Consider the following 25,242-nt stretch of genomic DNA (forward strand, 5'->3'; position numbering starts at 1 on the left):
ATAGTATGTTAGTAGGATATGTATAACAAGAGGTGATGTGATCGAATCAGAGTTTAGATTGGCAGATATTCTTTCTATAGTATTTAAATAGAAGAAACTGCAGCATATGAAAGTGTTTTAGCAGAAAAATTGTTTTTAAAGGAGGAAAATCATGGTCAGAAAACAACAGTCAATGGATGGAAACCAGGCAGCGGCTTATGTTTCCTATGCTTATACAGAAGTGGCTGCCATTTATCCGATTACACCTTCCACACCGATGGCCGAACACACGGATGCCTGGTCAGCCAAAGGCCAGAAGAATATCTTCGGTCAGGAAGTGCAGCTGGTGGAAATGCAGTCAGAAGCCGGTGCAGCCGGTGCCCTGCACGGATCATTGAGCGCCGGTGCTCTTTCAACTACGTATACTGCCTCACAAGGTTTATTGTTGATGATCCCCAATATTTATAAAATTGCCGGTGAACAGCTTCCGGCGGTCTTTGATGTCGCATCTCGTGCGGTTGCGAGTCATGCCTTATCGATTTTTGGGGATCATTCGGATATTTATGCTTGTCGTCAAACGGGGGCGGCTATGCTTGCATCATCCAACGTACAGGAAGTGATGGACCTTACACCGGTTGCCCATTTGGCAGCTTTAAAAGGAAGTTTGCCATTTATTAACTTCTTTGATGGCTTTCGTACATCCCATGAGATTCAAAAAATCGAAGTCTGGGATTATGAAGACTTGAAAGAGATGATGGACATGGAAGCGTTAGAGGCTTTCCGTCAAAAAGCTTTAAATCCGAATCATCCGGAATCAAGAGGTTCTTCGCAAACACCGGATATCTTCTTCCAAAACCGTGAAGCCAGCAATCCGTATTATGAAAAGATGCCGGAGATCGTGCAGGGATATATGGACCGAATCAATGAAAAGATCGGTACAAATTATAAATTATTCAACTACTATGGTGCCAAGGATGCGACATCCGTCATCGTGGCTATGGGATCGGTTTGCGATACGATTGAAGAAACAGTGGATTATTTGAATCAAAAAGGTGAGAAAGTCGGTCTTGTCAAGGTGCGATTATATCGCCCATTTGATGCCAAAGCCATGGTCAATGCCCTGCCGGAAACCGTTGAATACATTAACGTATTAAGCCGTACCAAAGAACCGGGATCTTTGGGAGAACCATTGTATTTGGATGTATTGGCAGCCGTGCAGAACACACCGTTTGAACACATTCAAATTCACTCCGGACGTTATGGATTAGGATCCAAAGATACGACACCGGCTGACATTGTCAGTGTGTTCCATAATACGAATAAATCGGTATTTACCGTTGGTATTATCGATGATGTGACACATCTCTCTTTGGACAGAGGGGAAGAAATTAACGTACTTCCTGAAGGAACCATCAGCTGTAAATTCTGGGGACTTGGATCCGACGGAACGGTTGGTGCCAACAAGAACTCTATTAAGATCATTGGGGATAACACAGAGCTGTTTGCACAGGCCTATTTTGAATATGATTCGAAAAAGTCAGGTGGCGTCACGGTATCGCATCTTCGCTTTGGAAAACATCCGATCAAAGCACCGTATATGGTCACAAAGGCCAACTTTGTCGCTTGTCATAATCCTTCCTATATCAATAAATTTGATATTGTTCAGGATTTGGTGGATGGCGGTAGCTTCTTGTTAAACTGTCCATGGAATGAAAAAGATCTCGAAGAGCGTTTACCGGGTCAGGTTAAAGCCTATATTGCCAACCATAATATTCATTTCTATACGATCAATGGAACACGTATCGGTCATGAGATTGGCTTAGGTGGACGCATCAATACGATCTTACAGGCTGCCTTCTTTACGATTACCGGTATCATTCCGGAAGAGAAAGCCATTTCTTTGATGAAAGAAGCCGCTAAAAAAGCATACTCTAAAAAAGGGGATGCGATTGTACAGATGAACTATGCCGGTATTGATGCCGGAGCAAAACAGTTTGTCGAAGTGAAGGTACCGGAGCATTGGAAAGATGCAGAGTATGAAGAGTTTAAGACTTATGAGCTAAAAGGTACAAGAGATGCCAAAACGGTAGATTATGTCGAAAAGATCCAAAAGGTAGTCAATGCGCAGAAGGGAAATCTCTTGCCGGTTTCCACCTTTTTAGAATATGCCGATGGTTCGGCTCCGGCAGGAACTTCACAGTTCGAAAAACGTGGAATTGCGGTCAATATGCCGATTTGGCAGCCAGATAAATGTATTCAGTGTAACCGCTGTGCCTTTGTCTGTCCACATGGGGTCATTCGCCCGTTTGCCCTTACAAAAGAAGAGGCCGAAAGAGGACCGAAAGGCATGGAAGTTGTTGACTTAAACGGTGTGCCGGAAATGAAATTCATGATTGCCGTATCGGCATTGGATTGTACCGGCTGCAGCTCTTGTGCCAATGTCTGTCCGGGCAAGAACGGTGAAAAAGCGCTTGTAATGGAAAGTATGTCGAAAAATGAAGGTCGCCAGGCTTTCTTTGATTATGCCAGAGAGCTACCAATCAAAGAAAATGTGTTGGAGAAAGTAAAGGAATCTACACTTCGCGGAAGTCAGTTCAAACAACCATTGTTGGAGTTCTCCGGTGCCTGTGCCGGCTGTGGAGAAACGCCGTATGCAAAGTTAATTACACAGTTATTTGGTGATCGTATGTATATTGCCAATGCGACCGGCTGTTCATCCATTTGGGGACATTCGGCACCATCAACGCCATATACTAAAAATGCCAAAGGGCAGGGGCCGGCATGGTCAAACTCGTTATTTGAAGATAATGCGGAATTTGGTTATGGTATGTATCTGGCACAATCGGCAACACGTAAACGCTTAGCTTCTAAAGTACAAAGTGTTCTTTCGACACAGAGTGATGCGGATGTTCAGGCAGCCGGTAAAGCGTATTTAGAAACATTCCATGATGGAGCGGCGAATGGAAAAGCTACGATCAATTTGATCTCTGCACTAGAAAAACTGAAAGATAAAAATGAGGATGTGCAGGAAATATTACGCGGCAAAGATTCTTTATCCAAAAAATCACAATGGATCTTTGGCGGTGACGGATGGGCTTATGATATCGGCTTTGGTGGATTGGATCATGTGATAGCCTCCGGAGAAGATGTCAATATCTTTGTCTTTGATACCGAAGTGTATTCCAATACCGGTGGGCAGTCTTCCAAAGCAACCAATATTGGGGCAACGGCTAAGTTTGCAGCTGCCGGAAAAAACGTAAACAAAAAAGACCTGGCAGCAATCGCCATGAGTTATGGAAATGTATATGTTGCTCAAATTTCGATGGGTGCTGACTTTAACCAGACATTAAAGGCCATTCGGGAAGCTGAAAGCTATCCGGGACCATCTTTGATCATTGCGTATGCGCCATGTATTGAGCATGGAATCAAAAATGGAATGGGCAAATCACAGACGGAAGAAAAGCTGGCGGTCGAATGTGGTTACTGGATCAACTTCCGTTATAATCCATCGGTGCAGGGCAAAAAGCTGGTGATTGACAGTAAAGAGCCGGATATGGATAAATTCCATGATTTCTTAATGGGAGAAGTTCGTTATGCTTCTTTGAAAAAATCAAATCCGGAACATGCCGAAAAACTGTTTGAAGAAAACAAGCGTTATGCGCTACACCAGTATCGCCGTATGAAAAAACTGGTAGAAGTCTACGACGAAACGGAAGCCTAGTCGCTTATGACTGTATTCTCACTGTATGGTGAGGATACAGTTTTTTTTCTGTGTAAAAGGAATAAAAGTCAATTTTTTAATATCTTCTTAATGTCTTTTGTATTATTATATATTTAGTAATACTAAATAGGTGGTTTCATGAATTCGAAATATGAAAGACAGTTAAAAAAAGGAGTTTTAGAAATTCTGGTCTTAAAGCTTTTAGATCAACAAACGATGTATGGCTACCAGATTATTCAGACACTCAAAGATTACAGCAATTCGATGTTTCTTTTAAAGGAAGGAACGCTCTATCCTATTTTGTATCGTTTGGAAGATGAAGGCTGTCTGACAAGTTTTTGGAATCATTCCGATTCAAAAGATGTGCCAAAAAAGTTTTATAAGATCACAGAAAAAGGAAAACAGACATTAAAAGAACTCATCGATTTATGGACAGTTTTTTCTTTGGAAGTATCAAAGATATTGGAGGATTCAAAGGATGAATAAAGAACAATATGTTAGACAAGTTACACGTCATTTAAACGCTTCACGTTTGGAACAGAAACGCATCCAACAAGATTTACTATCGGATATTGATGTCGCCATTGAAGCCGGTGAATCTTGGGACGAGGTTTTAAAACGTTGGGGTCCTGCCCAAGAAATGGCCCAAGAGCTCAGTGAAAATATGGACCTGCCTTCCAAAAAGAGTCATAAAGGTTTGATTATCGGTATTCTTTCCGGTGTTGTCGGTGTGATCGTGATCGGTGTGGTATTGACTCATTTGTTGGCGCCGCAACAAATATCGTTAAAGGATTCTCAACATTTTGATGAAGAAGTTGTCTATCAACAGGCACAAAGAGTCATTGAAAGTATGAATAACGCAGATTTTGATGCGATCTATGATTTATCGAATGCAAAGATGCAGGAAGCATTGTCTACGGCTGAATTAAAAGAAAACTGGGAATCGTTACATGCCGGTTCTTTTCAGGAGATATCTCGCTACTATAGTGCAGAGATTGATTCCCGGCTGCAGGGGGATTATGCCGTTTGTGAAGTGTTAGTGACTTATTCAAATCAACCTGTCACCTTTACAATCAGCTTTGATACTGATATGAAGCTGGCTGGTTTCTACATGAAGTGATGAAAGAAGGAAAAGGTATGACTAAAAACTGGGGACAGTGGTTTCCTTTAGGATTCTTGGTAATCAGTTTCTTATTATTTATCGCTTCGGTTTTATGTTATTCAAATGAAACCGTGCAGTTTTATTTGATCGGTGTCGAAGCCGCAAGTAATCAGGGAAATATATGGCAATGTGGATGGCCCTTGATTTTGTTTACGATCTTCTATTTATGTTGTTGGCGCTATCATCCCCAATATAAATCCGGCGATCCTGTTCGATTCTTTCGTTATGAATGGGCAATATTGGTCACAGAAAATAATGCGTCTATCATCAATCGTGCCCTAAAGCGTTGTATTGATTCTATCAATGGCCTCATGCAGTTTTGCGGTGTATATTATTACTTCCAACTTTATCTACAAAAACCATTGCCGACTGGATGGATCCTGCCGGCTGCCATTATTTATATGATCGTGATCATGAGCATGTTGTGCCATCAAATAATGAAGGCAAACCATGAAATATAATTAGGAGGATTTTAGATATGTTCTATTTTATCGTTGGTGGTATCCTTTTGATTTTAGGCTGTCTTTGTTTCGTTAAAAAAGCCGACTTCTTATTTTTACGCCATCGATCCATGGAAGATTTTGAAAAAGAATATGATGTAAACAGTGCCAGACAGATTACCGGCCTCAGCATGTTGATACTGGGATGTTCTTTTGTATTAGCAGGTTTGTATCCATCTACACTGCCTCTTTTGGTGATGGGTGCCTTGATCGCCGTTCTTGTCCAAAAGATCGGATTGGATCGTTATGCCAGTTATCAGGGCTTTCTAAAAACATCAACTTCAACGAAGAAAGCGGCAAAACCGCTGTTGAAGGGTTCAACGCTGTTTACAATTGTTGTTCTGATATGCAGTGCTTTTGTGATGTTTATGGGCAGTATCGATGTTGAAATGAACGAGAAGGATATTCATCTGTCTGCCACATTGACACCCTCTAAAACGATAGAATATAAAAATATCAAATCGGTTGCGCAAAAAGAGGATTTCGAATTTGGAAATCGGTCATTTGGTGTCGGCAATTCAAAAATTTCCTCAGGAAAATTTAGAAACGATACGTTGGGAAATTATGACCTATATGCCTATGCAAACAATACCAATGTGATCATTATTAATACAAAAGACGGCTATGTGGTCTTTAATCAGGAAGATACAAAAAAGACGGATGCGATGTTTGATAAACTGAAGGAAAAATTGGAAGAAAGTCAGTCTTAAATGATTTTTTTGCCGATTTGGACAGAAAACAAACAGAGTTTTCCAGTTCTATTTTTTTCGAAAGTTGGCGTGTTATACTACAAGTGAACAAAGGGATGATAACTTAGAAATAGGATCTAAGTTACATAGAAAGATCCATTGGTCCTTAAGGTAAAGAAAAAATAGTAAAACAAAGAAGACATCCTTAGAAAAAGGGTGAAGAGAAAAAAGGACAATGGAAAAGGAAAAAGAACTTCAAGAGATACCAAAGAAAAAGAAAAAATAGAAGGTGATGGATCTCATTGGAGTTCTTTTCTTATGTATAGTGAAGATAGAATGCTTTTCATACAGCGTTCTTTTTATTTTATGGTATAATTTTGCGCATGGAGGAATCTGAAATGCAAGCAGAAAGTCCAATTGGTATTTTTGATTCAGGTTTAGGCGGTATCAGTGTACTACATACAATACACCAGATGATGCCGGGTGAAGATTTGATCTATATAGGAGATTCAAAATATAATCCTTATGGGATAAAGACAAAGGAAGAGATTACCGAACGCTGCCTAAAAATTTGTGATGCGTTTATGGAATTAGGATGCAAGGCTATCGTGATTGCCTGTAATACCGCAACCAGTGCATGTGTGCCTTTGTTGCGAGAGAAGTATCCAATCGATATCATTGGTATGGAGCCGGCCTTAAAGGTTGCCTGTTCTTTAGGTGAAAAACAACGGATCGCAGTTTGGGCAACTTCATTTACCTTAAAAGAAGAAAAATTTGCCAATTTGATGCATCGCTTTGATCAAGAGCATCAGATTGATCGTATCCCTTGTCCCGATCTGGTAGAACTGGTAGAAAAAGATCAATTAGGTGATACAAAAAAAGTAAAGGATACATTAAACTTCTATATCCAAAAGGATCAGGGTGAATCTTTAGACAGTATTGTTCTAGGGTGCACACACTTCATCTTCTATAAAAAAATGTTGCGTCAATTATTGCCGGATTCGGTTCAAATCGTGGATGGCAATGAAGGAACTGCAGCACACTTAAAGGATCTGCTGGGACAAAAGCAGCTTTTATCGAATAAAAAAACGGGGAAAGTAGAAATCAAAAATACATTGGAAGAGAAAGTAGAATATTCAAAGAAACTATTTCAAAGATTGGAGGAATGTAAATGAAAAGCGCGTGGCTGCAGTACAATGAAAATGAAAAACAAAATGTTTTTTCTTTTAACGAGCAGTATATGAAGATGATTTCTAAGGCAAAAACCGAACGATTGTTTATTTCCGAGGCCATTGCCTTAGCCAAGGCAAAGGGCTATCAGGATATTCAGGATGTCATTGAAAACCAGAAAGAGCTAAAGCCGGGTGACAAAGTGTATGTGAATATGATGAACAAGTCTATGGCTTTAATGAATATCGGTACGGATCCTTTAGAAAAGGGATTGAATATCTTAGGAGCTCATGTGGACTCACCTAGACTGGATGTAAAGCCAAATCCATTATATGAAGATGGAGGGTTGGCTTTATTAGATCTTCATTACTATGGAGGCATTAAAAAGTATCAGTGGGTAACGGTACCTTTGGCATTGATGGGTGTAGTCTGTTTAAAAGATGGAACGACCAAAGAAATTTCCATCGGAACCAAAGAAAACGATCCGGTATTCGTAGTCAGCGATCTATTGATCCATTTAAGCCAGGAGCGTATGAAAGAAAATGCATCCAATGTGATTCCGGGAGAAAACTTGAATGTGACATTTGGCAACATTCCGGTAGCGGATGAAGAAAAAGAGGCTATTAAGAAAAATTGTCTGGCGATCTTAAAAAATCAATATGGCATTGAGGAAGAAGACTTTTTCAGCGCTGAGTTGGAATTTGTGCCGGCCGGTCCGGCTAGAAGCTGCGGCTTGGATTCCAGTATGGTGATCGGTTATGGACAGGATGATCGTGTTTGTGCCTATACTTCCCTCATGGCACAATTAGATTGTGAAAGCGTCAAACGAACCAGTGTGACCTTATTGGTGGATAAAGAAGAAGTGGGATCGCAGGGAGCAACCGGTATGCATTCTCAATTCTTTGAAAACTTTGTTCGTGAGATCTTATATGCGATGGGATATAAAGATGAAAGAACACTCAAACGCACCTTACAGAATTCTACGATGTTGTCAAGTGATGTGGCCGCCGCACACGATCCAAACTATCCGGAAGCCAGTTCACCAAACAATCAGGCATATTTAGGCTGTGGTGTTGCGTTGTTGAAGTATGTAGGAGCGCGAGGAAAAAGCGGCAGCAACGATGCCAATGCGGAATACATGGCGCATTTAAGAAACATCATGGATCAAAATCATGTAAAGATCCAATATGTCGAATTAGGAAAAGTGGATTTAGGCGGTGGTGGAACGATTGCCTATATCTTAGCTAATTATGGTATGCAGGTCGTAGATTTCGGTGTACCAGTATTAAATATGCATTCACCTTTTGAAGTCAGCTCCAAAGCAGACGTCTATGAAGCCTATAAAGGCTATAAAGCATTTTTACAAAACATGAACTAGAATAAAGATGGAGGGACAGTTTTATGGCAATGTGGGATACGATATATTGTGAATTATGCGAAAAGATCATCACTGATGGTAAAAGAGTTGAGAATCGTACAGGAATTGATACGATCAAGGTGCCCAGTGCACACTTTCAACTGGATGTAGGAAAAGAGTTTCCCATTTTGACCACAAAGCAGTTGTTCATTCGTCAGGCTGTCTTGGAAATGTTGTGGATCTATCAGGCACAGTCGAACGATGTTCGCTGGCTGCAGGAAAGAAATGTGCATATCTGGGATTTATGGGAGATCAACGAGAACGGGGACTGGTGTGATGAAAAGACCGGTGCCGTGTTAAAGCATTTTGATCCTTCGTTTGCCCATACCATTGGAACGGCCTACGGTTATATCGTTAAGAAAATGGGCTTGATGGATAAGTTAATATATTCTTTGAAAAACGATGTGAATGATCGTCGTCGTGTGATGTCTTTATGGCAGGATGAATACTTAGATACAGCGGTATTGCCAAGTTGTGTCTGGTCCAGTGAATGGGATATTACCGATGGCGTACTGAATGCCTGGGTGCATCAAAGAAGTTGTGATGTACCACTGGGACTTCCTTTTAATGTGACACAATATGCGGTTTTATTGTGCATGCTGGCGCAGGTATGTGGCTTAAAGCCGGGAACGATCGACTGGTCCATCAAAGATGCGCATATTTATGTCAATCAGATTGATGGAATCAAGGAACAGATCGAGCGTTATGAAACCAAAGGCAGCTTATCAGCACCTACGCTCTGGTTAAATCCGGAAATTGATGATTTCTATGCCTTTGATGCATCAAAGGATATCAAGGATATTCGTTTAGAAAACTATGAGCATATGGGAAAGATTCGTTTCCCATTGGCACAATAGGAGAAGAATATGAAATTAACTGAAATCGCAGCCATTGGCAAAAATCGAGAGTTGGGAAAAGACAATCAACTGATTTGGCATTTTCCCCAGGATCTAAAGTTTTTCAAAGAACAGACAAAAGGGCATACTATCGTGATGGGGCGGAAGACTTTTGAATCTTTACCGGGCATGTTACCAAAAAGACATCATATCGTGATTTCAAAGTCTGGTGCTAAATTTCCGGAAGAAGTGGAAGTGTTTTCTTCCATCGATGCATTTGTGGATGCCTATCAAACAAAAGAGGAAGAAATCTTTGTGATTGGTGGGGCCACGATCTATAAACAAATGTTAAGCCTGTGTCACCGCTTGATTTTGACGGAAATCAATCAAAGCTATGATGCCGATGTGTTCTTTCCCGAATTTGATAAAAATCTGTATCATAAACAGATCTTAAATGACATCATGGAAAATGGCGTACATTATCAACATGTTGAATATCGTTTAAAGTCGGAAACTACCCGGGACTAAGTGCTTGGAAGGATCCGACTTTTCTTTTTGTTCAAAAAACCTATAGATAAAATAAAAAATATGGGCATAGTATTTGAAATCGCTTACAAAAGTGTCATAATAGAAATAGTAAATAAGGAGGAAATTATGCTTTTTACAACAACTTCAGAGCACGAACAGATTCGTAAAGCTGTTCGAGAATTTGCGGAAACGGAAATTAAGCCCATAGCTTTTAGCTTAGATCAAAATAATGAATTTCCGGAAGAGCAGATTCGAAAATTTGGTGAAATGGGATTTATGGGATTGCCATATCCGACAGAATATGGTGGTGCCGGCAAAGATGTGATCAGCTATGCGATTGCGGTGGAAGAATTATCACGTGTTGATGGGGGAACTGGTGTTATTTTATCCGCTCATGTATCGCTAGGGACTTTCCCGATTGCCCATTTTGGAAATGAAGAACAAAAGAAAAAATATTTGGTTCCTTTGGCAAAAGGAGAAAAACTGGCTGCCTTTGGATTGACGGAACCCAATGCGGGAAGTGATGCTTCGGGGACAGAAACGACTGCAGAGTGGAATGGTGACGGCTATATTCTCAATGGGAATAAAATTTTTATCACCAATGCACCTAAAGCCGATGTGTATGTGGTCTTTGCGGTAACTGATAAAGATAAGGGGACACATGGCATCAGCGCTTTTATCGTTGAAAAAGGATGGGAAGGATTTACCTTTGGCGATCATTATGACAAATTAGGTATCCGTTCTTCTTCGACAGCTGAGCTTCGTTTTAATAATGTATTTGTACCAAAAGAAAATTTACTGGGAAAAGAGGGTGAAGGCTTCAAGATTGCCATGATGACATTAGATGGCGGTCGTATTGGTATTGCGGCACAGGCTTTAGGAATTGCCCAGGGGGCTTATGAAGCGGCTGTTGAATATGCTAAAGAACGTGTGCAGTTTGGGCGACCTATTGCCAGCCAGCAGGCCATTTCTTTTAAGATTGCCGACATGGCTACCAAGATTCGCTGTGCCCGATTCTTAGTGTACAGTGCTGCAGAGTTAAAGGAAGCACATGAACCTTACGGTAAAGAAAGCGCAATGGCCAAGATGTATGCTTCAGATATTGCCCTGGAAGTTGTAAACGATGCCGTGCAGATTTTTGGCGGTACAGGATACTTAAAGGGTATGGATGTAGAACGTATGTATCGTGATGCCAAGATCACGACCATCTATGAGGGTACGAATGAAATTCAGCGCATCGTCATCGCATCCCATATCTTGCCGCGAAAAAAAGATAAGAAAAAAGCTCGCGCAGCCCTAAAAGCCAATGTAGGCATTACCGGCGTAAGAAAGAATCAGATTTTTGAAGGAACGCCGCAGGAACAAGTTGATCAGCTGGTAGCAGCTTTAAAGAAAGATGGATATGATTTTACACAAGGTATAGCGATCGATACACCAATCGTTGATGCCGAACGTGTTGTCAGTGCCGGTAAAGGTATCGGACCTAAAGAAAATATGAAATTGATTGAAGACCTTGCAAAAAATGCAGGAGCTGCCATCGGCTCCAGCCGTCCGGTTGCCGAAAGTCTTCGCTATCTGCCATTAGAACGATATGTAGGTATGTCCGGTCAAAAATTCCACGGCAACCTTTATATCGCCTGTGGTATTTCCGGGGCTTCTCAGCATTTAAAAGGTATTGTCGATGCGACGACGATTGTTGCGATCAATACGGATCCAAAAGCGCACATCTTTAAGAATGCCGATTATGGCATCGTAGGTGATGTAGAAGTCATCTTGCCACTGTTATCCAAAGCTCTGGATACCGGAGAAAAGAAACCGGCTCCACCTATGGTTAAAATGAGACGTCCGTTCTTTAAGAAGAGCGCACCGGAATACAAGCGCTACGTATGTTTGGGCTGTGGTCATGAATATGATCAGGCTTATGGAGATCCGGAAGGTGGTATTGATCCGGGTACACCATTCAACAAGCTTCCGGAAGATTGGATTTGTCCAAAATGCGGCGAAGGAAAAGAAAGCTATATCGAAGAGGAGTAGGAGTCATATATGTATAATGTAAGAAAAATTGTAGATGATTTATATTGGGTTGGAGGAAGCGACCATCGTTTGGAATTGTTTGAAAACATTCATCCGATTCCGGATGGCGTATCCTATAACGCCTATGTCTTATTAGATGAAAAAACAGTTTTATTTGATACTGTGGACTGGTCGATTTGCCGTCAGTTTTTGGAAAATTTGGAGCATGTATTAAACGGTAGAGATTTGGATTATGTGATCATTAACCATATGGAACCAGATCATGCTGCCAGCATGGAAGAAGTTTTGTTACGCTATCCAAATGCCAAAGTTATTTCTACTGAAAAATCCATTATGATGATGTATCAGTTTGGTTTTAATGTAGAAGGAAGAACCGAAACGGTAGCCGAAGGGGACAGCCGCTGCTTTGGAAAGCATACAATTGCCTTTGTCGATGCCCAAATGGTGCATTGGCCGGAAGCCATGGTTAGTTATGATACCAGCAATGGTGTTCTATTTTCAGCTGATGCCTTTGGAAGCTTTAAAGCTTTAGATGGAAAGTTGTTTGCCGATGAAGTTAATTTTGATCGTGACTGGATTGATGAAGCAAGACGCTATCTCACTAACATTGTTGGGAAATATGGACCGGAAGTCATGCATCTGATAAAGAAGGCGGGAACTTTAGATATCAAAGTGATTTGTCCATTACACGGACCGGTATGGAGAAAACCGGAAGATATTCAGTATATTTTAGGAAAATATATCAAATGGGCTACATACGAACCAGAGGAAAAAGGTGTTTTGATTGTCTATGCCTCCATGTATGGAAATACAGAATCGGCAGCACAGGTGCTTGCAACAAAGCTTGTGGAAAAAGGAATGACCAATGTTCGAGTTTATGATGTTTCAAAAACACACGTTTCTTATTTAGTTTCCGAAGCCTTTAAGTATTCACACATTGTGTTTGCCAGTGTAACGTATAACTTACAGATTTATCCTGTCATGAAAGAATTCCTGGAACACTTGGCTATGTTGAATCTACAGAATCGCATTTGCGGTATTATCGAAAATGGTTCATGGGCCCCTCAATCCGGTTCATTGATTCGTGAATTCTTAGATGATGAAATGAAACAGATGAGCATTATCAATAGCGAATTAAGTATTATCAGCTCATTACAAGAAAAAGATCAAAGGGATATGGATTTATTTGTCGATAGCCTTTTAGATACGATGAACGAAGAGTAAAGAAAACCTGTCAGAACAGTAATCCATACGGAAAAGAGGTTGTGTACGGATGCAATCTCTTTTCTTTTTAAGAAAAACACATCCGTTTACCATGGAAAAAGGAGAAGAAAATGGGATTATTTAGTTTATTTGGAGGGAATTCACAAGGCACTGTGCTTGATCGTGAAAAAAGTGATGAAAATAAAAAACGCATGCGAGAAATTTTTGATGCGAAAGTAGAAAATGGTTCACAATATCATGTTGTTTATGCGTACTCAGAAGATATCCGGGGTGCCAATTTTGCGGTCCTACGCACTGTTTCCTATCAATACCGAAGCTTTATTCTCGGGTATAGAGACAGTGATTTGAGTCTAGTCTTACTGGAAATCAGCCCTGATTTACAACAGAGTGGAGACGCACTTTGTTATCGAGCACAAGATATGAAGAAAACAAATTTCAATAAAATGGTCAATTCCTATTATCTGCAATATGGCAGTGCTTATAAAAAAGAGTTCTTTCATGTTTTTTCCCCTAAGACCATTGATGATATTTTGAATCTGGATTGGTATGACGAAGAAATGTTTCCCTATATCGATCAAGGAGAAGAGCATAGTGGATGGACTTCCTTTTGGAATCAATTTTGTCAATAAATGAGTAAATGATATGAACATGCTGCCAAATTATATCTTGGCATTTATCCTTTTTGTCTTTTTGATCTATAGTGGTATCCACATACAAAAGGCTAAGATACAAAACACATTTCTTTATGGACTAGCCATTCTGATTACTCTGTTGTTATTGGGCATGTCACTGTATGGGATTTTCCATTCTATGTCTTTGGGACAGGTCCAATCGATTCTGGAGAATCATTTTTCATAAAAAGAAACTTTAAAATCAGTCAATCAAAACGGAAGAAACCCCAATGTTTAGCTGTCAAACCAAGGTATTTACTTTCACAATAGGTTGACTGTTTTCTATTATTGAAGATTAATGATCCAATGGTTGCCATGTGATCACGGTAATTCGGACATCTTATTCACGACATAAAAAAAGGTCCTTTCTACAAAGGACTTTCAGACAAATGGTGGACCCCTGGGGATTCGAACCCCAGACCCACTGATTAAGAGTCAGTTGCTCTGCCAGCTGAGCTAGGGGTCCCTGTTAAAGCTTATTTATGATAGCACACTTGATGTAGATATGCAAGGAAAAAATGTGCGTTCGAGGGGTGCTTTATTCTTTTACAAACCAGAAAGTATGATAGAATCAAATGGAAAACCATTCAAAAAAAGAGGTGATTTTTCATGGACGTATCCGCTAAAGAACTTTTCAAGGCAGTGGGACATAACCTTCTACAAAATAAATGGCTGTTTCTGTCACAAGGGGCGCTTTTGCAACTGGTGCTGTTGCTGTTGGGGACGGCACTGGTGCAGTTTGGTTTTCGCTTGATTCTCGTTATCAGCGGACAGCCAAATCTATCACTCGATACATTCAAAGCGATTCTGTTAGATCCTTTGGGTCTGGCAGGTGTTTTGATTTTTGTGACTATCGTTGCCTTTCTGCTTTTTTTTGAATATGCGATTTTAACATTTTTAGTGGCTGGCAGTTATCAAAATCAGAAGCTCACCTGGAAAAATATATGCATTCTTACCGCAAAGAGAATCCGGAAATTAAATTGGAAACAAATTCCCTTTTTCCTACTTTATTTTCTTTCGATGGTACCGGCTGCCAATCTAGATATGGGCTCTTTTTTAACGGATCGTCTCTATATCCCTCATTTTATCACCGGTGAATTGATGAAAACGACAACGGGTCTTTGGGGCATGATGATTCTTTGGCTGGTATTGATCTATGTCAATTTTCGCCTTTTATTCACACTGCCTTTAACGATGGTGAATGAGCAGTCTATCGTGGCGAATATACGAAAAAGTTGGGCAATGACCAAAAAAGGCAAACATACGTTCGTGTTTTCCTGGCTGGCTTTGGAATCTATACTCGCCATTCTTACAATCTGTATGCTTTTATTTTTCTTATTCTTAGGAGGGGTGCTGGATACTTCTGGACAAAGTATCGTGGTAGAAACAGTTTTATTTACAATTTTTAAAACATTGATGTTTTATCAAACTTTTTTGACAAAATTGATCATCCTTTCCAGCATTTTGTATGTATTAAAAAAAGAGAATGAAGTACAAGTGGTTTGCCAAATGCCGGAAGGACATAGAAAGAATACTTTGGGTATCGTACTGATTTTGACCATGTTTACCTTGTTTCTGGGCGTGTATAATAGTGTTCGCCTATATACCGCCAGCTTAAATCCCCATCAGCTTGTTATTGCTCATCGGGGATTCAATGCCGTGGAAAACTCAATACAAGGCTTACAAAATGCGGCAAAAGTTCATGCGGACTATGTTGAATTGGATGTACAGATGACAAAAGATGGAAAATTCGTTGTTGTACATGATTATGATTTAAAACGGTTGGCTAACATTCAGCAACGAGTCAAAGAACGAGATTTTCAAGAGGTCAAAGGGCTGCCGATCAGTCAGGGAAATCAAAAAGCGGTCATTCCATCCTTAAACGAGTTTGTACAAAAAGCGCAGGAGCTGGATATGGCACTTTTAATTGAATTAAAACCGGATGGTCAAGACCCGCAATTCTTTGTGCAAAAGTTTCTTGAAGAATGGGACAGTTGGTCCAATACGGCTGCCTATAAAGTGATGTCTTTAGATAAAGATGTTATGCAGTGTTTAAAACAAGAGCGTCCTTCCATTTGCTCCGGCTATGTTATTCCAATTCAGTTTGGACATTTTGAGGGATTTCATATGGACTTTTATGTCATCGAAGATTTCTCTTACAATGAGGCTTTGGTACAGGAAGCACATGAAGATCAGGCAGAATTATTTGTATGGACGATCAATGAAGAGAGCCAAATGGAGCGGTATGCGCAAAGTGATGCGGATGGCATCATCACAGATTACCCGGATCAAATGCAAAATGTGAAGAAAAATATCCAAAAATACGATACGTACCTAGATCGAGTGCTTCGATTGATCACGGATACAAAATAGGAGGAAGATATGGAAAAAGAAAAAGTATTTCAAATGTCATTTCGAAAGATCTATGATTGTCTTGTCGTAAAAGCAGAAAGAAAGAATCGAACACAATCGGAAGTGAATCAAATCCTTCAATGGGTGACCGGCTATGATGAACGAACGCTGCAAGAACACTTGTCTTCTCAGACGACGTATCGTCAGTTTTTGGAACAAGCGCCTCATATGAATCCGAATCGAAATAAAGTCAAAGGAGTCATTTGTAAAGTTCGAATTGAAGAAATCGACGATCCGATGATGAAAGACATCCGTATCATCGATAAGATGGTGGATGAATTGGCAAAAGGGAAATCTCTGGAAGTGATTTTAAGAAAGTAGTGTGAAAATATGACCATAGAAAAGCCCAAAACATTTCAAGAATATATAGAAAGGCAAGATGAAACGAAAAAAGAGTATTTATACCAAATGGAGGCTCTTTTAAAAGAAGTACTGCCGGATGCCAAGGAAAAGATTTCCTGGGGTATGCCTACATTTTATATGGAGAAAAATATCATTCATTTTGCAGCTTTTAAAACACATATAGGAATATATCCGGGTGCCAAAGCCATTGAGGTTTTCAAAGAGGAGCTTCAAGAATATTCTACATCCAAAGGAGCAATTCGTATTCCTTATCAAGATCCATTACCAAAAAAATTGATTCAAATGATTGCACTTTGGTGTTATACAAATAGGAAAAAAGAGAAGTAATCGTCTTAAAAATGCGATTTTCTCTTTACAAATACGCTAGTACTTGTTATTATGTGTAAGCGAAAATGGAAAGCTAGAAGTACCTCTTCTCACCTGATGTATGAAATACATAGGTTCACAGCCAGTTCATAAAATGGATTTGTTGTTGTGTATAGAATGGGTACGTTTATGTGCCCATTTTTTTATGAAAAGGTAGGTGTCGAATATCAATAACAGAAAAGTTGCCCCCAATAACGTAAACGATGATTTGTTTAACGAAAAGATCCCATTCAGAGAAGTTCTGGTCATCAATGCCAATGGAGATCAGTTGGGCGTCATGTCAAAAAGAGAAGCATTGGACATCGCATACAGTCAGAATCTTGATTTATTGTGTGTAGCCCCAAAGGCAAGACCAGCCGTATGTAAAATTTTAGATTATGGACGTTATCATTTTGAACAACAGAAAAAGGCAAAAGAAGCTAAACGTAAACAGCACGTTGTGGAAATCAAGGCTTTGCGTCTGTCGCCAATTATTGATACCCATGATTTTGAAACGAAATTAAAACATGCGCAAAAATGGATCGGGGCGGGAATGAAAGTCAAGATTGATATGCGATTCCGCGGTCGACTGATTACTCGTCAGGAAGTGGGAAAGGAAATTATGAATGATTTCCTCGATAAGATGAGTGATATAGCTGTCGTAGAAAAGAAACCTTCTTTGGAAGGAAATACGATGTCAACGGTGCTTGCACCTAAGAAAAAATAAGGAGGAATTGAGAATGCCTAAAATGAAGAGCCACAGAGGTTTGGCAAAACGAGTTAAGAAAACAGGTTCAGGGAAATTGAAGAGAAGCCATGCATATACTTCTCACCGTTTCCATGGAAAAACTAAGAAGCAGCGTCGTCACTTGGCAAAATCAGGTGTTGTACATGCTACAGACTACAAACGTATCAAGGAAATGTTAGTGAAATAGGGAGGAATAAAGTATGGCAAGAGTTAAAGGCGGAACTGTATCACGCGCTAGAAGAAAAAGAGTCTTAAAACTGGCTAAGGGATATTTTGGTTCAAAACACACATTATACAAAACAGCAAATGAGCAGGTAATGCACTCATTTAAATACGCATACAATGACCGTCGTAAATTAAAAGGCAATATGCGTAAATTGTGGATCACTCGTATCAATGCAGCTGCACGTATGAATGATCTTTCATATTCACGTTTAATGCACGGATTGAAACTGGCTAATATCCAGATCAACCGTAAAATGTTATCTGAAATGGCTATCCATGACGCACAGGGGTTTGCTAAACTGTGCGATGAAGCCAAAGCAGCTTTACAGTAAAAAGAACGTTTAAGGAATGTACGATTGTCATACATTCCTTTTTTTATTGTTTGAAATCTGTGATAGGATATGGCACAATTAAATTGAACAAATATCAAATTTGGTCATTTTACTTTTTATTTGACTAATTTTAGTATATAGTCAGATATAGAAGAGGTCTAAGCTACAATAAGACCCTTCCATTATTTTGAAAGTATGCGTGTTGATGTTTAAACAGAAAAAGAAAGAGGGTAGTATGAAAAAAAGAAAAATCAGTAAATTTTTATTGGCAACAAGCTTAAGTGTTGGTAGCTTTTCCAGCCTTCCTTTTACGGCTCCTACGGTTTATGCAAAAGAAGAATCCTCTTCCTCCTCCTATGGAGTATTTTTAGTAGACTTTAATAGTGAAACAGTAGGCATGGAGCTTCCGGATGAGGATGATTTTTGGGCTATTTACGATGCCTTAGCAGGTCAATTTCCAGCGGGAACTGTTCACGCCGGTGATGAATTTGATGGAGAAGTGGATGTTTCTCATTTGGATAATCCTGTTCCCCTGCCAACACCTATTCGTACCACATATGTACCAAAGGATGGATTAGGGGTTTGGACATTTACAGGATGGGACATTGATTCTCTTGCCCCGGATGACGATAGTGGCGCTGCAGTTGGTTTGTGGGCATACCGTCCTTATAGTGAAATGCAAAAAGTGAATGTGACCTATGAGTTCGAGGCGGCAGATGGTACGAGTTTACCATCGGAAGTATTAGCTTATCTACCTGCTGCAGAAAGCCATGATGTTAATACGGAAGTTACAGCTACACAACCAGCATCCGTTTCCGTTGACGTCAATGGGAAAAAATGGGTGTTTAAAGGTTATAAAGAAGGAAATACCCAAGTAGCAGCTCAGGATATTGTATTCCACGGTGTTTGGGAACAAGAATCTACAACCTATAAAGCAAGTTATCGTTTTGAATCCGGAACCGACTCCATGGAACTGCCGGAAGAAGTCAAAGCCCTGCTTCCAAGCGATGACAACGCCTATGAAAACGAAGCCAAAGTAACGTCCAAGGCGCCAAGCCAGACTTCCGTAGAAGTACAGGATGGAACCTGGAACTTTGTATCGTATGATGAAGCCGAGAAAACAGTGAACCGCGACAATGTGGAATTTGTGGGCACCTGGACCTATACGCCAAAAGAATATCATGTGGTTTATCATTTTGGTTCGGGTAGTGATGACTATGATCTTCCACAAGAAGTTATGGATTTATTACCGGTAGATGCACAGGGATATTCTAATCACGAGGTAGTATCGACTATTTTACCAGTTCAACAAAAGGTTACTGTTGAAAATGGAGAATGGGTCTTCAAGGGTTACGATGCTGATACAAAGACCGTTCAAAATGCTAATGTATCTTTCATTGGTACATGGGTGTTTGAAGCGAATAGATATCCGGTTTCCTATCGATTTGTGTCTTTGACTTCAGGATTAGATTTACCGGAAGAAGTGAATATTCTTCTGCCTTTCGATGAGAAAAACTATGAAGATCAGACGACTGTGCATGTAAAAGACTTACTGCAAAGACAGGTAAAAGTTGCGAATGGCACCTGGCTATTTGAAGGGTTTGATGCGCAGGAAAAGGTAGTGAATCATGCTGGTGTGGAATTTGTTGGAACATGGAAATTTGTTGCAGACAACGAAGAGAATCCGGTGTATTACCACGGTCACTATCAGTTTGTTTCAACGGATAGCCAGTATAACTTGCCGGATGTGATCTTATCTATGTTACCAAATGACCGCTCTGATTATCGAGATGGAGAAACTGTTCACGCTATCTTGCCGATTGGGCAGAAAGTTGTACTTGCCAACGGAACTTGGACTTTCTTGGGTTATGATGCTGGCGAAAAAGTCGTTCATGAACAGGATGTAACATTTGTAGGACGCTGGGAATATACACCGGCATCGACCGAGAAAACTCCTGGTAAAGATCAAGGGCAGCCAACCAAAAAAACATCTGCATCAACAAAAACAAAGCGTGTTAACACAGCTGTAGGAAGTATGATGTCATTATGGACTGCATTTGGCAGCCTCTCTGCCATGCTGGCTGTACTTTTGAAGCGTAAGAAGAAATAAAAACATCGTGTTTAATTATATACCCTTCCAACTGATTCTTTTAGTTAGGGAGGGTATATTGTTTTTGGGGGCATTCTCTTTTGAGAAGCTGCGTTTTACTGTACGGTGCTATTGTGAAATATAGAAAAGATAAAAAGTCTTGACATCTGCTTTATGTTAGTCTAAACTAACTATATAGTTAGTAATATCTAACAGGAGGTACGTTTTTATGAAATATGTATATGCTTCCCGGACAGGGAATGTACAAAGCATTGTATCAGATTTGGGTTTAGATGCTTTATGTATTCAATCGGGTGATGAAGTGATGGAAGAGCCATTTATCTTATTTACGTATACCGATGGGTATGGCGATATTCCTATGGAAGTTGAGTCTTTTTTGATGGCCAACGGGCAAAATCTGAAAGGTGTTATTGTTTCTGGTGACACGAGTTATGGAGAGGCATATTGTCAAGCAGGCGATAAAATTGCGGATGAGTATGGCGTGGAATGTCTGTACAAAGTAGAAAATGCCGGTGAAGCAGCGGATATCGAAGCCATACAAGCGATTTTATCCAATGTGTAAAACAGAACAGTATCAATTTGAAGAATTGTTAGCCTATCATTGTGCACCTACGCTCAAGGGGTACAAAATAGCGAATATGTTTCATGTATCTAGAACATTGTTTCCTTGTGCCGAGGAAATAATTCTAGAATATAACGAAAAGTTTAAGGCAAAAGGCCTGGCTTTTCGAATCCTGCAGGCAGAACGACCGCGCATCACATTTTATTTATACTCGATCGACAGTTTTATAAAAATCCTGAAACAAGAAAAAATCCGAGTGTTTTTAGAACGCCTGGGGTATCCTACACACTCACCCACTGCCTGCCTGGATTTTTTGGAAAAAAGAATGGAAGAAGCGACGTATCCGCATGAAATCGGTATCTTTTTGGGATATCCGTTAGAAGACGTGCTAGGTTTTATTCAGAATAAACCATGTTGTTGTATGGGAGCCTGGAAGGTCTATGATCAAAATAGTGTTACCCGTTGCAAGGAATTATTTTCACTCTTTGAATATGTACGAAATCAATTTATTCGAGGTGTAGAAAATGGATGTCGCATTGAACAATTGATGGAAACACAGGCTTAGAATGCTTTGATTCAATCGTTTGGCTTGACTTTCACAGGAAGTTAGAGTAAGCTAACGTCATCAGTTAGAGGATTATAACTGATAACTGCCGCGTTTCGAGATGACTCTCGAAAAGACTATAAAAAGACTGCTATTCATTTTGATTCTAGATATAAAAATCATTTGACTCTTTTATAGGATAAGCAGTCTATGGTCAAATGGTGTTTTTCAGGATATTTCCCAGATATCTTGAAAGGATACAACGGGAAACAGTCGTTGTAAAGAAGTCTGAAATTAAGAATTTATCAGCACTCTTGATCGTATCTTTCTATGCAGCGCGCATAGGAGCTCTGATTTAAAAATTTCCTCAATATACCTATACCTTACCTTATTTAATTTCTAAGAACGATCAAGGATAGAAAAGCCCTCAGGGGCTTTTTGTGCGAAAGGAGAATAAAGAAATGCAGGAATTGGGACAATCGTTAGAAGACTACTTGGAAGCTATTTTGATTTTAGAAAAGCAGTTGGATACTGTGCATAATATTGATATTGCGAGTTATCTGGGTTTCTCAAAATCCAGCGTTTCTCACGCATTAAAGATCTTACAGGCAGACAAGCTGATTCAGATTCACCGGGATAAATCAGTTAAGCTGACAGGGGAAGGACAAAAAACGGCCCAACATACGTACCAGCGACATGAATTCTTTACCAAAATGCTTCAACAGATCGGAGTGAATAAGTTTACGGCTGAAGAAGATGCCTGTCGCTTGGAGCATGTCATCAGCGATGAGACGTTTCAGGCAATCAAGAAGTATTATGAGTTTCATGAATAATTGAAGAAAGGATATGTGTTTTGACATGTATTCTTTTTTTATGCACAATTCGCATAATTTTTCAAGTTATATGCTTCTAATTAGACTTGACTTATTTCTATGGTAAGTGTAAACTAACTTTGTGGTTAGATGTAGCTAATTAGAAATAGTTAACTTAGGAGGGATGCTATGCCATTAACATTTGCACAAATGAGCAAAGAATATGTCATTGTGAAAATTACAGGGCAGGATAAAATTCGAACCCATTTGCGAAACCTGGGAATCATGGAGAATGAAACAGTCTCTGTCGTTCAAAGCATTCGTGGTAACTTAATCGTGGAGATCAAAGGCGTTCGAATCGCATTGGATAAGTCCCTGGCCAATCGAATCATGGTATAGAATTCAGGAAAGGATGAGAGAATGAAGACACTCAAAGATTGCAAACCTTCAGAAACGGTTTTTGTTAAAAAGATCACAGGTACAGGTGCCGTGAAACGTCGCATCATGGATATGGGAATTACCAAAGGGGTAGAGATCCATATACGCAAGGTAGCACCATTAGGCGATCCGATCGAATTGAATATTCGGGGCTATGAATTATCGGTACGTAAACAAGATGCACAGATGATCGAGGTAGAATAGGAAGGGCTTTGTATGGAAATAAAAATTGCTTTAGCAGGAAATCCGAACAGCGGAAAAACAACGTTATTTAATAATTTGACGGGTTCCAGACAACGGGTAGGAAACTGGCCTGGTGTTACGGTAGAAAAAAAAGAAGGAACATTAAAAGGACATAACGAGGTTACGATCCAGGATTTACCGGGTATCTATTCTCTTTCACCGTATTCATTAGAAGAGGTTGTATCAAGAAATTATCTGGTGAAGGAAAAACCAGATGCCATTTTGAATATCGTTGATGGAACGAATATCGAGCGTAACTTATATTTGACGACACAATTGTTGGAATTGGGTATTCCGATGGTTGTGGCCGTTAATATGATGGATCTGGTAGAACGAAACGGGGATAAGATCGATATTTCCAAGCTTTCACAGGAGCTGGATTGTCCGGTTATTGAAATCAGTGCATTAAAAGGAAAAGGAACCAAAGAGGCGGCCTTAAAGGCTGTAGAGGTTGCCAAAAGTCATCATGCCGCAAAGATTTCGCAAACTTATACGAAAGATATTGAAACGACCTTAAAGAAAATTGAGACTGTCATTGAAAATCAGGTGAATCATACCATGCTTCGCTGGTATGCGGTCAAGGTCTTTGAGCGCGATGAAAGAATTGATGAGTTTATTAAGCTTGATACTGCACAAAAAAGTCAGATTGAACCATGGATCCAATCTGTAGAAGAAAAGATCGATGATGATTCTGAAAGTATCATTACTTCACAGCGCTATGACTTTATTACGAAAATTGTTTCCCATGCGGTAAAAAAGAAAGGCTCTAAACATGAATTATCGATTTCAGATAAGATCGATAGAATCGTGACAAACCGTATTTTGGCCTTACCGATTTTTGTTCTCATTATGTATTGTGTCTATACGATCGCGATGGGAGGTACTGCTATTTCGATTGGTACCATGGGTACAGATTGGGCCAATGATGTGCTGTTTGGCGAAATCGTTCCGAATTTCTTTGAGGGCATTTTGACAAGCCTGCATGTCAATGATGTGCTGTCTGGCTTGATTATGGATGGAATTGTAGGAGGTGTGGGTGCCGTATTAGGTTTTGTACCACAGATCCTTGTCTTGTTCTTATTGTTGTCAATCATGGAAGATGTAGGCTATATGTCTCGTGTTGCGTTTATTATGGATCGTATCTTCCGTCGTTTTGGATTATCCGGGAAAAGCTTTATTCCGATGCTTGTCGCAACCGGATGTGGGGTTCCGGGTATCATGGCCAGTCGTACGATCGAACAAGATCGAGATCGTAAGATGACGATCATGACAACGGGCTTTATCCCCTGTGGCGCTAAAATGCCGATTATCGGTTTATTTGCCGGTGCCGTCTTTGGCGGAAGCTCTCTTGTCGCAACCAGTGCTTTTGTGATTGGAATCGCAGCAGTTGTCATCAGTGGAATCATGCTTAAAAAGTTTAAGGCTTTTGCCGGTGAACCTGCTCCGTTTGTCATGGAGCTGCCGGCATATCATTTGCCAAGTGCTGGCAATGTGCTTCGTGCTACCTGGGAAAGAGGATGGAGCTTTATCAAACGTGCCGGAACGATCATCTTGTTGAGTTCTATCGTTCTTTGGTTCCTGCAGGGATTTGGTTTTACTGATGGTCAGTTTGGAATGGTTGAAGATAATAACACCAGCCTTCTGGCTAGTCTGGGAAGTGCGATTGCCTGGATCTTTGCCCCTCTTGGCTGGGTTGGCGATATGGCCTGGAAAGCAACGGTGGCAACATTTACCGGCTTGATTGCCAAAGAAGAAGTGGTCAACACATTTGGTGTACTGTATAACTTCTCTGAAGTTTCTGAGGAAGGAAACGAGATTTGGACATTGATTGCCCATGATTTTACACCGATTGCCGCTTACAGCTTTATGATCTTTAACTTACTTTGTGCCCCTTGTTTTGCAGCTATGGGAGCCATTCGTCGAGAAATGAACAATAAGACATGGACTGTGGCCTCCATTGCTTATATGTGCGTGTTTGCTTATGTTTCTTCTTTAATTGTATATCAGCTGGGCGGATTGCTGCTTGGAGAAGTCAGCTTTGGTTTCTGGACGATCATTGCCCTTGCATTATTGATCTTAATCTTATATCTTTTATTTAGACCAGGTTATAAGCCTAAATCAGAAGCTTTGAAAATGAACCAAATTCAAGCTGTAAAATAGATTGGAAGGAGGAAACG

General features: G+C 40.1%; 26 protein-coding genes and 1 tRNA gene. 26 read left to right on the forward strand and 1 reads right to left on the reverse strand.

From position 1 onward, the window contains the following. The first annotated feature begins 151 nt into the window (after positions 1 to 151). The 13 genes from nifJ (at position 152) to G413_RS0101905 (ending at position 14,118) form a co-directional block, all read left to right on the forward strand. Positions 152 to 3,700, forward strand: coding sequence for a pyruvate:ferredoxin (flavodoxin) oxidoreductase (nifJ, locus tag G413_RS0101840; RefSeq protein ID WP_022789244.1), 3,549 nt, complete (start codon positions 152 to 154; stop codon positions 3,698 to 3,700). A 138-nt stretch (positions 3,701 to 3,838) separates the two neighbouring features. Continuing rightward, positions 3,839 to 4,186, forward strand: a complete 348-nt coding sequence (locus tag G413_RS0101845; RefSeq protein WP_022789245.1) for a PadR family transcriptional regulator — start codon at positions 3,839 to 3,841, stop codon at positions 4,184 to 4,186. Further along, entirely contained in the window at positions 4,179 to 4,820 is a 642-nt protein-coding gene (locus tag G413_RS0101850) for a DUF3887 domain-containing protein (protein ID WP_022789246.1), read from the forward strand. Before G413_RS0101845 ends, G413_RS0101850 begins: the two co-directional genes overlap by 8 nt. After that, the gene (locus G413_RS0101855; protein ID WP_022789247.1) at positions 4,820 to 5,323 is read left to right on the forward strand and encodes a hypothetical protein; all 504 of its coding nucleotides are present in this window, start codon (positions 4,820 to 4,822) and stop codon (positions 5,321 to 5,323) included. Before G413_RS0101850 ends, G413_RS0101855 begins: the two co-directional genes overlap by 1 nt. Positions 5,324 to 5,340: 17 nt before the next feature. Next, the gene (locus G413_RS0101860) at positions 5,341 to 6,072 is read left to right on the forward strand and encodes a PH domain-containing protein (RefSeq protein WP_022789248.1); all 732 of its coding nucleotides are present in this window, start codon (positions 5,341 to 5,343) and stop codon (positions 6,070 to 6,072) included. 377 nt (positions 6,073 to 6,449) lie between these two features. Continuing rightward, the gene (gene murI / locus G413_RS0101870; protein WP_022789250.1) at positions 6,450 to 7,226 is read left to right on the forward strand and encodes a glutamate racemase; all 777 of its coding nucleotides are present in this window, start codon (positions 6,450 to 6,452) and stop codon (positions 7,224 to 7,226) included. Then, entirely contained in the window at positions 7,223 to 8,599 is a 1,377-nt protein-coding gene (locus G413_RS0101875; protein ID WP_022789251.1) for an aminopeptidase, read from the forward strand. The genes murI and G413_RS0101875 overlap by 4 nt, the downstream gene beginning before the upstream one ends. A 23-nt stretch (positions 8,600 to 8,622) precedes the next feature. Beyond that, positions 8,623 to 9,495, forward strand: a complete 873-nt coding sequence (gene thyA / locus G413_RS0101880; RefSeq protein ID WP_022789252.1) for a thymidylate synthase — start codon at positions 8,623 to 8,625, stop codon at positions 9,493 to 9,495. A gap of 9 nt (positions 9,496 to 9,504) precedes the next feature. Beyond that, positions 9,505 to 10,002, forward strand: coding sequence for a dihydrofolate reductase (locus G413_RS0101885; RefSeq protein ID WP_022789253.1), 498 nt, complete (start codon positions 9,505 to 9,507; stop codon positions 10,000 to 10,002). Positions 10,003 to 10,128: 126 nt separating this feature from the next. After that, entirely contained in the window at positions 10,129 to 12,036 is a 1,908-nt protein-coding gene (locus G413_RS12615; RefSeq protein WP_022789254.1) for an acyl-CoA dehydrogenase family protein, read from the forward strand. 9 nt (positions 12,037 to 12,045) lie between these two features. Next, a complete protein-coding gene (locus tag G413_RS0101895) occupies positions 12,046 to 13,260 on the forward strand; it encodes an FprA family A-type flavoprotein (protein ID WP_022789255.1) in 1,215 nt (404 codons plus the stop codon). A gap of 110 nt (positions 13,261 to 13,370) precedes the next feature. Beyond that, the gene (locus tag G413_RS0101900) at positions 13,371 to 13,889 is read left to right on the forward strand and encodes a hypothetical protein (protein WP_022789256.1); all 519 of its coding nucleotides are present in this window, start codon (positions 13,371 to 13,373) and stop codon (positions 13,887 to 13,889) included. Between the two features lie 19 nt (positions 13,890 to 13,908). Then, positions 13,909 to 14,118, forward strand: a complete 210-nt coding sequence (locus G413_RS0101905) for a hypothetical protein (RefSeq protein WP_211210453.1) — start codon at positions 13,909 to 13,911, stop codon at positions 14,116 to 14,118. 203 nt (positions 14,119 to 14,321) lie between these two features. Here the strand turns inward: G413_RS0101905 and G413_RS0101910 are convergent. Continuing rightward, positions 14,322 to 14,397: transfer RNA gene (locus G413_RS0101910), tRNA-Lys, on the reverse strand. A 143-nt stretch (positions 14,398 to 14,540) separates the two neighbouring features. On the opposite strand from G413_RS0101910, the gene G413_RS0101915 reads away from it, so the two are divergent. The 13 genes from G413_RS0101915 to feoB all read left to right on the forward strand — a co-directional run bounded on the left by G413_RS0101915 (position 14,541) and on the right by feoB (position 25,225). Continuing rightward, the gene (locus G413_RS0101915) at positions 14,541 to 16,304 is read left to right on the forward strand and encodes a glycerophosphoryl diester phosphodiesterase membrane domain-containing protein (protein WP_022789258.1); all 1,764 of its coding nucleotides are present in this window, start codon (positions 14,541 to 14,543) and stop codon (positions 16,302 to 16,304) included. Between the two features lie 9 nt (positions 16,305 to 16,313). After that, on the forward strand, positions 16,314 to 16,664 hold the full coding sequence (locus G413_RS0101920; RefSeq protein ID WP_022789259.1) for a DUF2200 domain-containing protein: 351 nt from the start codon (positions 16,314 to 16,316) through the stop codon (positions 16,662 to 16,664). 9 nt (positions 16,665 to 16,673) lie between these two features. Further along, positions 16,674 to 17,033 carry an iron chaperone gene (locus tag G413_RS10670; protein ID WP_022789260.1) on the forward strand — a complete coding sequence of 120 codons (360 nt, stop codon included), beginning with the start codon at positions 16,674 to 16,676 and terminating at the stop codon, positions 17,031 to 17,033. 196 nt (positions 17,034 to 17,229) lie between these two features. Next, on the forward strand, positions 17,230 to 17,778 hold the full coding sequence (infC, locus tag G413_RS0101930; protein WP_022789261.1) for a translation initiation factor IF-3: 549 nt from the start codon (positions 17,230 to 17,232) through the stop codon (positions 17,776 to 17,778). A gap of 13 nt (positions 17,779 to 17,791) precedes the next feature. After that, positions 17,792 to 17,986 (forward strand): 50S ribosomal protein L35, encoded by a 195-nt coding sequence (rpmI, locus tag G413_RS0101935; protein ID WP_022789262.1) that lies wholly within the window; start codon positions 17,792 to 17,794, stop codon positions 17,984 to 17,986. A gap of 13 nt (positions 17,987 to 17,999) precedes the next feature. Then, entirely contained in the window at positions 18,000 to 18,356 is a 357-nt protein-coding gene (rplT, locus tag G413_RS0101940; RefSeq protein ID WP_022789263.1) for a 50S ribosomal protein L20, read from the forward strand. Between the two features lie 187 nt (positions 18,357 to 18,543). Then, positions 18,544 to 20,466, forward strand: coding sequence for an SHIRT domain-containing protein (locus tag G413_RS11660; protein ID WP_147285013.1), 1,923 nt, complete (start codon positions 18,544 to 18,546; stop codon positions 20,464 to 20,466). 208 nt (positions 20,467 to 20,674) lie between these two features. Continuing rightward, positions 20,675 to 21,028, forward strand: a complete 354-nt coding sequence (nrdI, locus tag G413_RS0101950) for a class Ib ribonucleoside-diphosphate reductase assembly flavoprotein NrdI (protein ID WP_022789265.1) — start codon at positions 20,675 to 20,677, stop codon at positions 21,026 to 21,028. Continuing rightward, the gene (locus tag G413_RS0101955; RefSeq protein WP_022789266.1) at positions 21,021 to 21,593 is read left to right on the forward strand and encodes a DUF3793 family protein; all 573 of its coding nucleotides are present in this window, start codon (positions 21,021 to 21,023) and stop codon (positions 21,591 to 21,593) included. Before nrdI ends, G413_RS0101955 begins: the two co-directional genes overlap by 8 nt. Before the next feature lie 440 nt (positions 21,594 to 22,033). After that, positions 22,034 to 22,405, forward strand: coding sequence for a metal-dependent transcriptional regulator (locus G413_RS0101960; RefSeq protein ID WP_022789267.1), 372 nt, complete (start codon positions 22,034 to 22,036; stop codon positions 22,403 to 22,405). Positions 22,406 to 22,573: 168 nt separating this feature from the next. Beyond that, positions 22,574 to 22,783, forward strand: a complete 210-nt coding sequence (locus tag G413_RS0101965; protein WP_022789268.1) for a FeoA family protein — start codon at positions 22,574 to 22,576, stop codon at positions 22,781 to 22,783. Between the two features lie 21 nt (positions 22,784 to 22,804). Further along, a complete protein-coding gene (locus G413_RS0101970) occupies positions 22,805 to 23,026 on the forward strand; it encodes a FeoA family protein (protein ID WP_022789269.1) in 222 nt (73 codons plus the stop codon). A gap of 12 nt (positions 23,027 to 23,038) precedes the next feature. Continuing rightward, the gene (gene feoB / locus G413_RS0101975; RefSeq protein WP_022789270.1) at positions 23,039 to 25,225 is read left to right on the forward strand and encodes a ferrous iron transport protein B; all 2,187 of its coding nucleotides are present in this window, start codon (positions 23,039 to 23,041) and stop codon (positions 25,223 to 25,225) included. Positions 25,226 to 25,242: the final 17 nt, after the last annotated feature.

This window comes from Faecalicoccus pleomorphus DSM 20574 (assembly GCF_000420345.1).
Classification (GTDB): Bacteria; Bacillota_I; Bacilli_A; order Erysipelotrichales; family Erysipelotrichaceae; genus Faecalicoccus; species Faecalicoccus pleomorphus.

Coding starts and splice junctions, on each gene's coding strand:
- nifJ (WP_022789244.1), top strand. CDS start 152: ATGGTCAGAAAACAACAGTCAATGGATGGAAACCAGGCAGCGGCTTAT.
- G413_RS0101860 (WP_022789248.1), top strand. CDS start 5,341: ATGTTCTATTTTATCGTTGGTGGTATCCTTTTGATTTTAGGCTGTCTT.
- G413_RS0101920 (WP_022789259.1), top strand. CDS start 16,314: ATGGAAAAAGAAAAAGTATTTCAAATGTCATTTCGAAAGATCTATGAT.
- G413_RS0101845 (WP_022789245.1), top strand. CDS start 3,839: ATGAATTCGAAATATGAAAGACAGTTAAAAAAAGGAGTTTTAGAAATT.
- G413_RS0101960 (WP_022789267.1), top strand. CDS start 22,034: ATGCAGGAATTGGGACAATCGTTAGAAGACTACTTGGAAGCTATTTTG.
- thyA (WP_022789252.1), top strand. CDS start 8,623: ATGGCAATGTGGGATACGATATATTGTGAATTATGCGAAAAGATCATC.
- rpmI (WP_022789262.1), top strand. CDS start 17,792: ATGCCTAAAATGAAGAGCCACAGAGGTTTGGCAAAACGAGTTAAGAAA.
- G413_RS12615 (WP_022789254.1), top strand. CDS start 10,129: ATGCTTTTTACAACAACTTCAGAGCACGAACAGATTCGTAAAGCTGTT.
- G413_RS10670 (WP_022789260.1), top strand. CDS start 16,674: ATGACCATAGAAAAGCCCAAAACATTTCAAGAATATATAGAAAGGCAA.
- G413_RS0101855 (WP_022789247.1), top strand. CDS start 4,820: ATGAAAGAAGGAAAAGGTATGACTAAAAACTGGGGACAGTGGTTTCCT.
- feoB (WP_022789270.1), top strand. CDS start 23,039: ATGGAAATAAAAATTGCTTTAGCAGGAAATCCGAACAGCGGAAAAACA.
- G413_RS0101955 (WP_022789266.1), top strand. CDS start 21,021: ATGTGTAAAACAGAACAGTATCAATTTGAAGAATTGTTAGCCTATCAT.
- G413_RS0101895 (WP_022789255.1), top strand. CDS start 12,046: ATGTATAATGTAAGAAAAATTGTAGATGATTTATATTGGGTTGGAGGA.
- G413_RS0101885 (WP_022789253.1), top strand. CDS start 9,505: ATGAAATTAACTGAAATCGCAGCCATTGGCAAAAATCGAGAGTTGGGA.
- G413_RS0101875 (WP_022789251.1), top strand. CDS start 7,223: ATGAAAAGCGCGTGGCTGCAGTACAATGAAAATGAAAAACAAAATGTT.
- G413_RS0101900 (WP_022789256.1), top strand. CDS start 13,371: ATGGGATTATTTAGTTTATTTGGAGGGAATTCACAAGGCACTGTGCTT.
- G413_RS0101905 (WP_211210453.1), top strand. CDS start 13,909: ATGCTGCCAAATTATATCTTGGCATTTATCCTTTTTGTCTTTTTGATC.
- G413_RS0101850 (WP_022789246.1), top strand. CDS start 4,179: ATGAATAAAGAACAATATGTTAGACAAGTTACACGTCATTTAAACGCT.
- G413_RS0101915 (WP_022789258.1), top strand. CDS start 14,541: ATGGACGTATCCGCTAAAGAACTTTTCAAGGCAGTGGGACATAACCTT.
- murI (WP_022789250.1), top strand. CDS start 6,450: ATGCAAGCAGAAAGTCCAATTGGTATTTTTGATTCAGGTTTAGGCGGT.
- G413_RS0101965 (WP_022789268.1), top strand. CDS start 22,574: ATGCCATTAACATTTGCACAAATGAGCAAAGAATATGTCATTGTGAAA.
- rplT (WP_022789263.1), top strand. CDS start 18,000: ATGGCAAGAGTTAAAGGCGGAACTGTATCACGCGCTAGAAGAAAAAGA.
- G413_RS0101970 (WP_022789269.1), top strand. CDS start 22,805: ATGAAGACACTCAAAGATTGCAAACCTTCAGAAACGGTTTTTGTTAAA.
- nrdI (WP_022789265.1), top strand. CDS start 20,675: ATGAAATATGTATATGCTTCCCGGACAGGGAATGTACAAAGCATTGTA.